This window comes from Pseudomonas neuropathica (genome assembly GCF_015461835.1).
Taxonomy (GTDB): Bacteria; Pseudomonadota; Gammaproteobacteria; order Pseudomonadales; family Pseudomonadaceae; genus Aquipseudomonas; species Aquipseudomonas neuropathica.
This window is the reverse complement of the sequence record NZ_JACOPX010000001.1, coordinates 15,663-27,826: the sequence shown is the minus strand read 5'-3', so window position 1 is coordinate 27,826 and position 12,164 is coordinate 15,663. Positions and strand designations below refer to the sequence as shown.

Genomic DNA, 12,164 nt, shown 5'->3' with positions numbered 1-12,164 from the left:
TATTTCAGAGGTTTTGCATGACACTCAGTCCTTTTGCGGGCAAACCGGCACCGGCAGAATTGTTGGTCGATATCCCGCGACTGGTAACGGCTTACTACACTGGGCAGCCCGACGCCTCGATTTCCACTCAGCGTGTGGCGTTCGGTACGTCCGGGCACCGGGGCAGCTCGTTCGACTTGAGTTTCAATGAGTGGCACGTTCTGGCCATCAGCCAGGCGATCTGTCTGTACCGCGAAACCCAAGGGATCACCGGGCCGCTGTTTGTCGGCATCGACACCCACGCACTGTCGACTCCGGCCGGCGCCAGCGCGCTGGAAGTCCTGGCCGCCAACGGTGTGACCGTGATGATTGCCGAAGGTGATGAGTACACGCCGACACCCGCCATTTCCCACGCCATTCTGTGCTACAACCGTGGCCGTACTTCGGGCCTGGCTGACGGCATCGTCATCACGCCGTCGCACAACCCGCCACAAAGCGGTGGGTACAAGTACAACCCAACCAACGGCGGGCCGGCCGATACCCACATCACCAAGTGGATCGAAGCCAAAGCCAATGAATTGCTGGCCAACAAGCTGGCCGGTGTGAAACGCATCAGCTACGAGCAGGCGCTCAAGGCCAGCACCACGCATCGTCACGACTACGTGAACACCTACGTCGCCGACCTGATCAACGTGATTGACTTCGACGCCATCCGTGATGCCAAGCTGCATCTGGGCGTTGATCCGCTGGGTGGAGCAGGGGTGCGCTACTGGTCGGCGATTGCCGAGCATTACCGCCTCGATCTGCAAGTGGTGAACAAAGAAGTCGACGCGACGTTCCGTTTCATGACCGTCGACTGGGATGGCCAGATTCGCATGGACCCGTCGTCCAGCCACGCGATGCAAGGCCTGATCGGTCTCAAGGAACGTTTCGACGTGGCCTTCGCTTGCGACCCGGATCACGACCGCCACGGTATCGTCACGCCGTCCGGTGGACTGCTTGCGCCGAACAACTATCTGGCCGTTTCGATCGATTACCTGTTCCAGAATCGCCCGCAGTGGCGTGCGGATGCCGGCGTGGGTAAAACCGTGGTCAGCAGCGGTCTGATCGATCGCGTGGCCAAACGCTTGGGGCGTCGTCTGTACGAAGTTCCGGTCGGTTTCAAATGGTTCGCCGACGGCCTGTTCGATGGTTCGCTCGGCTTCGGTGGCGAAGAGAGCGCGGGCGCATCGTTCCTGCGCAAGGACGGTGGCGTGTGGAGCACCGACAAGGACGGTCTGATCCCTGCGTTGCTCGCCGCTGAAATGACCGCACGCACCGGTCGCGATCCGAGCCAGGCCTACAAGGCCTTGACCGATGAGCTGGGCGAGCCGTTCTCGGTACGTGTCGACGCCAAGGCCAATCCGGAGCAGAAAGCGTTGCTGAGCAAGTTGTCGCCTGCACAGGTCACTTCGACCGAACTGGCTGGCGAGAAGATCCAGAGCATTCTCAGCCATGCACCGGGCAACGATCAGGCGATTGGCGGTCTGAAAGTGATGACGGAAAACGGCTGGTTCGCCGCGCGTCCATCGGGCACTGAAGACATCTACAAGATCTACGCCGAAAGCTTTATCGGTGACGACCACCTCAAGCAATTGGTCGTCGAAGCGCAGGCGCTGGTGGATGGCGCAATCGCCGGCTGATGATGTTGGCGAGCGCATGAAAAAAGGGGCAACCGTGATGGTTGCCCCTTTTTTTGCCTGCCATTCAAGCCATCAGGCCAAATCCACCAAGACGATTTCGCTGTCCTCAAGGGCCGTAACGCTCAGCACTCGCTCCTGCGCTACCGCAACGCCGTCTCGAGCTTGTGCGCGCAAGCCGTTGACTTCAATCAGGCCAGTGGCCGGCACCAGATAGGCGCGACGGCCTTCATCCAGATGATATTCGGCAGTTTCGCCCGCCTTGAGGTTGGCTGCGACCAATCGCGCATCAGCGCGAATCCGCAGGCTCTGGTCATCGCCGTCCTTGCCGCTGGCCAAGGTGACAAAACCTTCGCGCTGGCCTTTTGGGAACGGTTTGGCTCCCCACGATGGGGGGGCACCGGTTTCTGTCGGCAGGATCCAGATCTGGAAAATCCTGGTGTCCTTGGCTTCCAGGTTGTATTCGCTGTGAGCGATGCCGGTACCCGCGCTCATCACTTGCACGTCGCCAGCTTCGGTGCGGCCCTTGTTGCCCAGGTTGTCCTGGTGGGTAATCGCACCTTCACGAACATACGTGATGATTTCCATGTCGCGATGCGGATGCTGGGGAAAGCCAGTGCCGGCTGCGATCACGTCATCGTTCCACACCCGCAGGTTGCCCCAGCTCATGCGCTGCGGGTCGTAGTACTCGGCGAACGAAAAGTGGTGATGGGCATCCAGCCAGCCGTGATGGGCGCCGCCCAGCGAGCTGAAGGGTCTGAGTTCAAGCATGATCGTCTCCTCAATAGGTTCGACGCGAGGCGTGAAGGGCGCACCCGACGTGAGACCGGTGGTTTATGACGGCTATCATCTATCAGTCAATAATCGATAAAAAGCGTAAAAAGTACGGCGTTATAATCGAAATGCTCGATAGGAAAATAGCTGTGAAGCATCTCATCCCACCTTCAGTTCATCGCCTAAACCAATGACCTGAAAGCATTTCGCTAGAACTGGGCGGCAAATAAAGACACCATAGCCGCTACAGCCTCACACACTGGAGCCCGTCAGCGTGGCGCAACACACCCCCGATCTTCCTCCCGAACTTCGCCCCTTGGCCGAGATGCCATGGTTCAAACGCCTGGCTGCACGCTTCTTCGGCCACGGTTTGACCCGACTGCGCGCGCAGCACCGTGCGTCGTGGTTGCACGGTCAGGCCGATGGTTTCCGCAGTGGGCATACCGCTGGCGTCGAATATGGCTTTAAGGAAGGCAAGCTTGAGGGGCTGGAAGAAGGCCGTCAGGTGCTGCTGATCCGTGACAGTCGTAACACTGAGCATCGCCCGCCCAGCGTTGATAATCATCTGTTCGATGATTGGCGCCTGCCGTTGACGGCCGAGCTGAAAAAGCGCATGAAGGCCGATGTTGCCCGTTTGTTGCCTGAGCATGCTCAGCCAAGTACCGCGCAATGGAAGATGATTTTCAGCGAAACCCCGTCAACATCAGTGGTTGCCGGCGCGGGCGCGGGTAAGTCCACCACGCTGGTCCTGCGTATTCTGTTGCTCAACCACTATCTGGGTTTTGAGCTGGATTCGATGACCGTAGTGACCTTCACCCGCGAGTCGCGCAAGGATTTCATCAACAAACTGATCGAGCTGTTCGCGCTCTGGGGGCGGGCGCTGAACCTGCGCCAGGCACGCGAGCTGGTGCGTACCTTCCACTCGCGCATCCTGCCGATGGTGCGCAGCTTGCCGGGTTTCGAGCGCTTGCAGGCCTTTGAAAACCTCAGTCATCGAGTTCAGGGGGCTGAGGAGGAGGTCGACAGTAATCCGTTCGACCTTCGCATCAACGATGCGCAACGTCAGCAACTCAACGCCTGCTATCACCGCTTGTTCAACGAGGACGAGCGTTTTCGACATTTGATTCAGCCACTGTCCCGCGCCGGTTTGCAGCTCAAGGAGCTGGAGCGTGATCACCCGGATGTGCAGAAGCGCGTCGCAGTAACGGAGCTGGCATCGCGGCGCGACGAAGAGCTGTGCGACGCCATCGAAGATCTGTGGTTCCGCGCGGGTGCCTGGCCGATCAAGGGCATTGAGCCGAATCGGCAGAGTTTCGATATCAACGGCGCGAAATTTCATTGTCATGGTTACATTCCGAGCCTGGATGCGTGGGTGGTGCTCGGTTTCGATCCGCGGGAAAACCCGCAGGTCAGCCGCCCAAACGCCAAGCTCAGCGTGCGCGCAGAGTGGGCAGTCAAGCGCACCCTGTTTCAAGCTTTCTGTCGTAAACCTTTGATTTGGCTTGATAGTTATGAGTCATCAAAACGTGTTCTGGCTACTTTGGCAGGCGATGCCAGTGCCGGGCCGGGCTTCGATTACAAGGTCAAGGGTGAGCTGGCTTCCGCGCCATTGCTCGACTGTTTTGTAGCGGCGGCAGGCTTCATCGAGAACCTCGGCCTGGATGTGCCTGACGCGGTCGGTCGCATGAGTTTCGCCAAGGACGACCCGGATCGTTTCTTCTTTGAAGCCTTGAGTCTGTTCTGGCGCGCCTTTGAAGATCATTTGCTCGATCAGAAACCACCGATCATGACCTACAACCGCATGTTCGCGCTGTTCAGCGAGCATTCACCGGAGAACCTCAAGCTGTTGAGCGACGAGTTACTCAGGCCGTTGTCGCACTTGATGATCGACGAATTTCAGGACGTTTCGCCACAGATCGTCTCGTGGATTTGCGCAAGTCTGACGGAAATCCGCAGTCGTGGCCCGGCCATGCACGTCGGGCGGGGCGCGCAGCGTTCGTCGTTGCTGTGCGTCGGTGATGACTGGCAGTCGATTTACGGTTGGCGCGGCAGTTCGCCGAGTTATTTCATGGCGTTCGACAAGGAGTTCCCGTCGCCGAGCACTACGCGGGTAATGCTCAGTGATAACTACCGCAGTCACCAGCACATCATTGATGCCGCTGAACATATCGTCCGCGCGGCGCCGGCGATTCCGGGCAAGAAAGCCAAGGCCAGCGGCGCACCCAAGCCGTTGCAACCGGTCAACGTGCTGGAACGCGACGATCAGGCCTTGGGCCAGCGCCTTGCCGAACATTATCGTCAAGGTCATTCGATCTTGATGCTTTATCGAAAAAGCAGCGATAAGTTATTGATTGAAGAGCATATTCAGTCTGTAGTTAATGTTGATTCGAGCTTGCCGTATGAAGCGCGACGCCTGAAGCAACTGACCTACCACAGCGCCAAAGGCTTGCAGGCTGACGCGGTGTTTCTGCTCGGTGATTGCCAGCATCTGACCAGTTCGCCCTACAAGAATCAGGTCTATCGCATGGCGGGCCTGGGCAAGTCGGGCGACAGCGAGCCCTACGACACGGCGCAAAAAGACGAAATCCTGCGCCTGGCGTATGTCGGCATCACGCGGGCGGTCAGCCATTGCTACTGGTATGTCGAACCGCAGGAAGCGCAAGCGGTGAACATGCCACGGGCGTCTGACCGGGTGGCCAAAGGCAAGCCGTTTTTCGTTGATCACCGCGCCGCCAAGCAAACCGCGTAAGCACAAAAAAGCCCGCATCGCTGCGGGCTTTTCGTTTTAAATCATAATCTTACGCGTAACTCTTGAGAGACTCCGGAGGAACGAACGCTTCCAGTTCGTCCTCCACAGCCTCGATGATTCGCTCGACATCCGCTGCATTCATCACCGTCGCGCACGGGATCCCGGCGATAGCGATCATGGTTTCGCCGCTGGCACGATCGAACAGTCGGGCGATCATACTGCCCGGTGCGTCCATCGTTGCCTCGAACCCCATCGGATGGAAATGCCAGCGCATCAACTGGCATGCGTTGGGAAACGTGACTTTGCTTGACCCTTTATTCATATGTTGCCCGCCTTCTTCATCGAGCGCTTCCGTTTGCTCATGTTAGGTGGGAAGAGCCTTCATTGGCTCAACCGGTGACTGACATTAAAAGTAGCATCCGCATGTGAAATTCCTGTGAGATTTTTCAGTTCATTTTGCGATTGCTTCGCATTTTTTGATGTAAGTCACGGCCTACGCAATCGTCGCCAAATGGCCACTACGGATTAGTCATTGAAGCCCGCGCCGAACTTCGGCAAGCTCGATTCTTTTGCGCCGAGCCCTTTATGCACGCCGACGACGACGGCCCAGAACAGACCCAGGCCACGGCGGCCACGGTCATGCGCTATCACCTGAGCTGGAAGCACCGCGACCTCGACAGCGTCATGGCGCTGTACCACCCGGACATCCAGTACAACGATTTTTTCCAGAACCGGGTGCTCGGTCTCGATGAGTTGCGTGAATACGTGCGCGTGAGTATGCCGCGCGAATCCGACGAACTGCTTGAGCATTGCGACCGCATTCGCGTCGATGGCAACACCGCGTTCATCCAATATGAAGTGACGCTGCGCGGTGGTGAAGGGTTGGTGTCGTTTCGTTCCAGCGAAGCGATCACGGTCAGGGACGGCCTGATCTGGCGCGTCAATGAATACGCTTCATTGGTGCGCGCGCAGTCCGCCAGCACAACGGTACCCAGTCAGCGTCCAGCGGTCAGCCGCCTGGGCCTGTCGCCGCGCCAGTTGAGCTTCATGGCCGAAGACCTGCAGCAGTACTTCGAAAAACAGCAACCGTACCTCGACCCCGAACTCGATTTGCAGCGGGTGGCGAAGGAGTGCGGGTATAGCCGCAATCAGATTTCCTATCTGCTCAACCAGGTGCTTGGGCAAAGCTTCTATCGCTACGTCAATCTGGCGCGCCTGCAACATCTGTTGCGCTCGCTCGATAACGCCACGCCGCCGGTGCGCATCGATGAACTGGCTTTCGCTGCGGGTTTCAATTCGTTATCGGCGTTCTACAGCTGTTTCCGTCAGCACACCGGCCAGTCGCCGAAGGCTTACGCGAAACAAATTTCTTTGCGGGCACGCGCGCAAGACATCCACTGAGCACAGCCACTAGGATCGACGCCATCGAAGGTTTTCAGTGGCGGAGTCTTGCATGCCGGCGTGGCGCACTATCAGTTTGTGGATGGACCAACTCGATGAGCCGCTGACCGCGCGGCCCGAGCTTGAGCGTGATCTGGACGTCGACGTGGCGATCATCGGCGCCGGTTACACGGGGCTGTGGACCGCGTACTACCTGAAGAAGCTCGCGCCGGGGCTCGACATCGCGATTGTCGAAGCACAGACCGCCGGTTTCGGCGCTTCCGGTCGTAATGGCGGCTGGTTGATGGGCAACCTGCTCGGCGAGGATCGGTTGTTGGCCGGCCTCTCGCCAGAACAGCGTCGCGCGTCCTTCGATCTGCTGCACAGCATTCCCGATGAAGTGGAAGTCGTCCTCGAACGCGAAGGCATCGATTGCGATTACCGCAAGGGCGGCGTGCTGTACTGCGCGGCGCGTTATCCGGAACAAGAAGCCTCACTGCGCGAGTACTTGGGCAAACTGCACGCCCAAGGCCTGACCGATGACGATTATCGTTGGCTCAGTCCCGAGCAACTGGCCCAGCAGATCCGCGTCGCCAAGCCTTATGGCGGGATTTACGCGCCGCACGTGGCGACCATCCACCCGGCGAAACTGGTGCGCGGCCTGGCGCGCATCGTGCAGAGCATGGGCGTGAAGATCTACGAAAACAGCCCGGTTACCCATTGGCAGTCGGGCAGTCTACGCACGGCGAAAGCCTGCGTGCGCAGTCGCTGGATCGTGCCAGCCGTTGAGGGTTATTCGGTGACCTTGCCACCGCTGGGGCGCTATCAGCTACCGGTGCAAAGCCTGATTGTCGCCACCGAGCCATTGTCTGCCGCGACTTGGGACGAAATTGGCCTGAGCCGTGGTCAGGCGTTCAGCGAATTCAGTCGTCAGGTCACTTACGGCCAGCGCAGCGCCGACAATCGGCTGATCTTCGGCGCCCGTGGCGGTTACCAGTTCGCTGGCAAGCTGCGCCATAACTTTGATCTGACTCGTGATGAAGTCGAGTTGCGCCGTTATCTGTTCGGCGAACTGTTCCCGCAACTGAAAAACGTGCAGATCACTCACGCCTGGGGCGGCAACCTCGGGATGTCCCGGCACTTCAAACCGCACATGCTTTGCGATCGCGCCAATGGCATCGCGCTGTCCGGCGGTTATGGCGGGGAGGGCGTCGGCGCGAGCAATCTCGGCGGGCGCACCCTGGCGGACTTGATTCTTGAGCGCGACACCGAACTGACTCAGCAACCGTGGGTGCTGCCGGATGGTGGCATTCATGCGCTGCGCGCTTGGGAGCCGGAGCCATGCCGCTGGTTGGGCTACAACGCGATCATCAAAAGTTTCGTCCACGAAGACCAGACCCTGGCCAACCCGGCGACCGCGCCATGGCGGCGCAAACTCGCCAGCCAGGTGGCGGGTTTCATGGAAGGCTTCATGCATTGAACGTCGATTTACTTCAAGAAAGCCCAAAAGACAGGTCAGACCATGAGCATTACCCAGTTTAAAAACACCGCAACCCTGCAACTGGATGAGTCCAACCCGGTGGCCGTGCCCCTCGGCGAGCCGGTGGCGATTGCTTCGACCACCAGCGTCGAGCGCGATGACGGCGTCGAAACCGGCGTCTGGGAATGCACGCCCGGGCGCTGGCGTCGGCAGATCACCGCGCAGGAGTTCTGCCATTTCATTTCCGGGCGCTGCACGTTCACCCCCGACGGTGGCGGCGAAACCCTGCACATACAAGGCGGCGACGCACTGATGTTGCCAGCCAACACGCTCGGTATCTGGGATATCCAGGAAACCGTGCGCAAGAGCTACGTGCTGATTTTCTGATTGTTTGATCCTTTGATTGCCTGCCAACAAAAAAGAAAACCCACACAGGAATCGATCCATGATCCGCAAGACCCTCGCTCTGGCACCGCTGATGCTCGCCGTTTCCCTTGCTCAGGCAGCGGAAACGGTCAAGGTTTACAACTGGTCCGACTACATCGCGCCGGACACCACCAAGAACTTCGAGAAAGAAACCGGCGTGGGGGTCACTTATGACGTCTACGACAGCAACGAAACCCTCGACGGCAAATTGATGACCGGTAAATCCGGGTACGACGTGGTGTTTCCGTCCAACCACTTCATGGCTCGGCAGATTCAGGGCGGGGCGCTGAAGAAACTCGACAAGAGTCAGCTGCCGAACTGGAAGAACCTCAATCCGGTGCTGCTCAAAGCGCTGCAGACCAATGACCCGAACAACGAACACGGCTTCCCCTATCTGTGGGGCAGCACCGGCATCGGCTACAACATCGCCAAGGTCAAAGCGGTGCTGGGCGACAACGCACCTGTGGATTCCTGGGACCTGATCTTCAAGCCCGAGTACATGGAAAAACTGCAGAAGTGCGGTGTGGCGATCCTCGACAACGGCCCGGAATTACTGCCGGCGGCGCTCAACTACCTGGGCCTGCCACACCACAGCAAGAATCCCGAGGACTATAAAAAAGCCGAAGCGCTGCTGATGAAAGTGCGGCCATACGTCAGCTACTTCCACTCATCGAAATACACCAGCGACCTGGCCAACGGCGACATCTGCGTGGCGGTCGGTTTCTCCGGCGACATCCTGCAGGCCGAGAACCGCGCCAAAGAAGCGAAAAATGGCGTCGACATTGGCTACGCAATTCCCAAGGAAGGCGCGGCGATCTGGTTCGACATGGTCGCCATGCCGGCCGATGCGCCGGACGAGAAGGCCGGGTACGCGTTCATGAACTACCTGCTGCGTCCGGACGTGATGGCGGGCATCAGCAACTACGTGCATTACGCCAATGGTAACGAGCAGGCAGACAGCCTGATCGACCCGGCGATCAAGAACGACACCAAGGTTTATCCGAGTCCGGAAATGATGGGCAAACTGTTTGCGCTGGAGGCGATGCCGTTGAACATTGACCGGATCCGCACGCGGGTGTGGAACAAGATCCGCACGGGTAGCTGACCCGCTTTTCCCCTGTAGGAGCTGCCGCAGGCTGCGATCTTTTGATCTTGCTTTTAGAAGGCAAAGTCAAAAGATCGCAGCCTCGTTTCACTCGTCAGCTCCTACAGTTTGGGTGAACCATCTGGTTGATATCAATACACTGGCATCGCACTAATAAAGTGCAGGAAAGTGAGACACGGCTAACAAAAAACAACTTACCCATATTTAATATTTAAATAGAAAATCGTCAGACAATTAGGCAAGAACTCCGCAACTAAAACATTCTTTCACCCCCGCACGCTTTGTTTACGGCAGTTTCCGGAAACAGCCCGATTTGATTTCAAAAAAATCCTTTACGGCAGATTTCAAATTGTGTCAGGTTTCTTACGCCTTCATTGGGCGAGTGATAGGACGATCTCGCCAGAGAAAGTCCTATCGGACAAAAACTGTTCCATTGCTAAACAAGGAAGTGTGTTTATGTCGAAAGTTAAAGCGAATGCTATTGATACCGCCGAACAGGCTTTCCAGCTGTCAGCCTTCAGCTCGGCGTACAACCAGATCAATAGCTTCAGCCATCAGTACGACCGCGGTGGCAACCTCACGGTCAATGGCAAACCCTCCTTTTCCGTCGATCAGGCCGCAACCCAGTTGCTGCGCGACGGCGCTGCCTACCAGGACAAGGATGGCAGCGGCAAGATCGAACTCACCTATACGTTCCTGGCCTCGGCATCGTCCAGCACGATGAACAAGCACGGGATCACCGGGTTCAGTCAGTTCAGTGCACAACAACAGGCCCAGGCCAAGCTCGCCATGCAATCCTGGGCTGACGTGGCCAACGTGACCTTCACCGAGAAAGCCTCTGGCGGTGACGGCCACATGACCTTCGGTAACTACAGCGGTGGCCAGGATGGTGCTGCAGCGTTCGCCTATCTGCCAGGCACCGGCGCCGGTTATGACGGCACCTCGTGGTACCTGATCAACAGTGGCTACACGCAGAACAAGAATCCGGACCTGAACAACTACGGTCGTCAGACCCTGACTCACGAAATCGGCCACAGCCTGGGCCTCGCTCACCCTGGCGACTACAACGCCGGGAATGGCAACCCGACCTACAACGACGCGTCCTACGGCCAAGACACTCGCGGCTACAGCGTCATGAGCTACTGGAGCGAAAGCAACACCAGTCAGAACTTCAGCAAGGGCGGTGTCGAAGCGTATTCGTCCGGCCCGCTGATGGACGATATCGCTGCCATCCAGAAGCTCTACGGTGCCAACACCACCACTCGTACCGGTGACACCACCTACGGCTTCAACTCCAACACTGGCCGTGATTTCCTCAGCGCTTCGTCGTCGAGTGACAAAGTGGTGTTCTCGGTGTGGGACGCGAGCGGCAAGGATACTCTGGACTTCTCGGGCTTCACCCAGAACCAGAAGATCAACCTCAATGACGCCTCGTTCTCCGACGTTGGCGGCATGGTGGGCAACGTATCCATCGCCAAAGGCGCGATCATCGAGAACGCAATCGGTGGTTCCGGCAACGATCTGCTGATCGGCAACAGTGTGGCCAACGAACTCAAGGGCGGTGCCGGCAACGACATCCTCTGGGGTGGCGGTGGTGCCGACAAGCTGTGGGGCGGCGCCGGTTCGGACACCTTTGTGTTCGCTGCCAGCTCGGACTCCAAGCCAGGTGCGATTGATCAGATCCTCGATTTCGTCAGCGGTCTGGACAAAATCGATCTGACCGGTATCACCAACGGTGCCGGCCTGCACTTCGTCAGCAGCTTCACCGGTTCTGCCGGCGACGCCATCCTGACGTCGTCGGGCGGCAATAGCCTGCTGTCGGTGGACTTCTCCGGGCACGGCGTGGCGGACTTCCAGGTCAGCACCGTTGGCCAGGCAGCGACCAGCGACATCGTGGCGTGATGTAGAAGTGGAAAGCGGCGTGTGATACGCCGCTTTCTCCACTTGCATCGTGTTGCTCGGTAAGCAAGGCTACACGCCGGAGCGAATATTCCTATGATCTGTAAAGCTTTTACCTACAAGGCAATGGCGTGGCTCTCGGCGACGCTGATCATGATTTCAGGAGAAACCAGCATGGCAAGCAGCCTCAGACTTGAAGAACCCTCCGTATTTGCCGGGCAGTGGCAAGCGACGCTGTCCACCCGAGGTGAGGACCCACAAGCGCAAAAGCAGCAGGACAAACCTTCCAACACTTGCTCCTTGGAATTGAAAGTAAACAAGACCTTGGGAGAGGGTGCCGATTGCCTGGGTGCCTGGCTTGAAGAACCCCCGATTGGCTGGTTTCCCGACCCTGACGGCCTCTCTATTACCGGTAAGGAAGGCTCAAGAATCCAGTTCTTCAGCCGACAACGTGACGGGCTTTATCTGACCACTTTGAAGTCGGGTCTGGTGATCACGCTGACGCAAACAGTGAAACAGCCTTGATGATCGAATCGGCGACAAAATTTTAATATAAAGCGCCATGAGTTGGTTATAACTAACGCCGAATGGCAACTGCACCGCAGTTATTTGCATAAGTTGTTATGAAAGTGTAAGCGGGTACTTGCAAGTCATCTTTCGCAGGTAGGCGGAATATTAATTGAAGCCTCGCCC

10 protein-coding genes are annotated in these 12,164 nt (G+C 57.9%); 8 read left to right on the top strand and 2 right to left on the bottom strand.

The annotated features are described in order from the left end of the window. Window positions 1–17: 17 nt before the first annotated feature. Window positions 18–1,661 (top strand): phosphoglucomutase (alpha-D-glucose-1,6-bisphosphate-dependent), encoded by a 1,644-nt coding sequence (gene pgm / locus H8F23_RS00090; RefSeq protein WP_194932974.1) that lies wholly within the window; start codon window positions 18–20, stop codon window positions 1,659–1,661. 72 nt (window positions 1,662–1,733) lie between these two features. On the opposite strand, the gene H8F23_RS00085 is transcribed toward pgm, so the two are convergent. Beyond that, complete coding sequence (locus H8F23_RS00085) at window positions 1,734–2,429, bottom strand: pirin family protein (RefSeq protein ID WP_194932973.1); 696 nt, start codon at window positions 2,427–2,429, stop codon at window positions 1,734–1,736. Between the two features lie 277 nt (window positions 2,430–2,706). On the opposite strand from H8F23_RS00085, the gene H8F23_RS00080 reads away from it, so the two are divergent. Then, a complete protein-coding gene (locus H8F23_RS00080; protein ID WP_194932972.1) occupies window positions 2,707–5,181 on the top strand; it encodes a UvrD-helicase domain-containing protein in 2,475 nt (824 codons plus the stop codon). Window positions 5,182–5,230: 49 nt separating this feature from the next. On the opposite strand, the gene H8F23_RS00075 is transcribed toward H8F23_RS00080, so the two are convergent. Further along, a complete protein-coding gene (locus H8F23_RS00075) occupies window positions 5,231–5,503 on the bottom strand; it encodes a DUF1652 domain-containing protein (protein WP_166219596.1) in 273 nt (90 codons plus the stop codon). Window positions 5,504–5,766: 263 nt separating this feature from the next. On the opposite strand from H8F23_RS00075, the gene H8F23_RS00070 reads away from it, so the two are divergent. From H8F23_RS00070 to H8F23_RS00045, 6 genes are all read left to right on the top strand, one after another. Beyond that, window positions 5,767–6,582 (top strand): helix-turn-helix domain-containing protein, encoded by an 816-nt coding sequence (locus H8F23_RS00070; RefSeq protein ID WP_194932971.1) that lies wholly within the window; start codon window positions 5,767–5,769, stop codon window positions 6,580–6,582. Between the two features lie 52 nt (window positions 6,583–6,634). Next, a complete protein-coding gene (locus tag H8F23_RS00065; RefSeq protein WP_194932970.1) occupies window positions 6,635–8,041 on the top strand; it encodes an NAD(P)/FAD-dependent oxidoreductase in 1,407 nt (468 codons plus the stop codon). 42 nt (window positions 8,042–8,083) lie between these two features. Then, the gene (locus H8F23_RS00060) at window positions 8,084–8,428 is read left to right on the top strand and encodes a cupin domain-containing protein (protein ID WP_093431317.1); all 345 of its coding nucleotides are present in this window, start codon (window positions 8,084–8,086) and stop codon (window positions 8,426–8,428) included. Between the two features lie 58 nt (window positions 8,429–8,486). Next, window positions 8,487–9,572, top strand: coding sequence for a polyamine ABC transporter substrate-binding protein (locus tag H8F23_RS00055; RefSeq protein ID WP_007914896.1), 1,086 nt, complete (start codon window positions 8,487–8,489; stop codon window positions 9,570–9,572). Between the two features lie 456 nt (window positions 9,573–10,028). Further along, window positions 10,029–11,474 carry a serralysin family metalloprotease gene (locus H8F23_RS00050; protein ID WP_194932969.1) on the top strand — a complete coding sequence of 482 codons (1,446 nt, stop codon included), beginning with the start codon at window positions 10,029–10,031 and terminating at the stop codon, window positions 11,472–11,474. A 93-nt stretch (window positions 11,475–11,567) separates the two neighbouring features. Next, complete coding sequence (locus tag H8F23_RS00045; protein ID WP_194932968.1) at window positions 11,568–11,996, top strand: AprI/Inh family metalloprotease inhibitor; 429 nt, start codon at window positions 11,568–11,570, stop codon at window positions 11,994–11,996. Window positions 11,997–12,164: the final 168 nt, after the last annotated feature.

Excerpts from the sequence above, each read along its gene's own strand:
- pgm (WP_194932974.1), top strand. The coding sequence starts at position 18 with ATGACACTCAGTCCTTTTGCGGGCAAACCGGCACCGGCAGAATTGTTG.
- H8F23_RS00085 (WP_194932973.1), bottom strand. The coding sequence starts at position 2,429 with ATGCTTGAACTCAGACCCTTCAGCTCGCTGGGCGGCGCCCATCACGGC.
- H8F23_RS00075 (WP_166219596.1), bottom strand. The coding sequence starts at position 5,503 with ATGAATAAAGGGTCAAGCAAAGTCACGTTTCCCAACGCATGCCAGTTG.
- H8F23_RS00070 (WP_194932971.1), top strand. The coding sequence starts at position 5,767 with ATGCACGCCGACGACGACGGCCCAGAACAGACCCAGGCCACGGCGGCC.
- H8F23_RS00065 (WP_194932970.1), top strand. The coding sequence starts at position 6,635 with ATGCCGGCGTGGCGCACTATCAGTTTGTGGATGGACCAACTCGATGAG.
- H8F23_RS00060 (WP_093431317.1), top strand. The coding sequence starts at position 8,084 with ATGAGCATTACCCAGTTTAAAAACACCGCAACCCTGCAACTGGATGAG.
- H8F23_RS00055 (WP_007914896.1), top strand. The coding sequence starts at position 8,487 with ATGATCCGCAAGACCCTCGCTCTGGCACCGCTGATGCTCGCCGTTTCC.
- H8F23_RS00050 (WP_194932969.1), top strand. The coding sequence starts at position 10,029 with ATGTCGAAAGTTAAAGCGAATGCTATTGATACCGCCGAACAGGCTTTC.
- H8F23_RS00045 (WP_194932968.1), top strand. The coding sequence starts at position 11,568 with ATGATCTGTAAAGCTTTTACCTACAAGGCAATGGCGTGGCTCTCGGCG.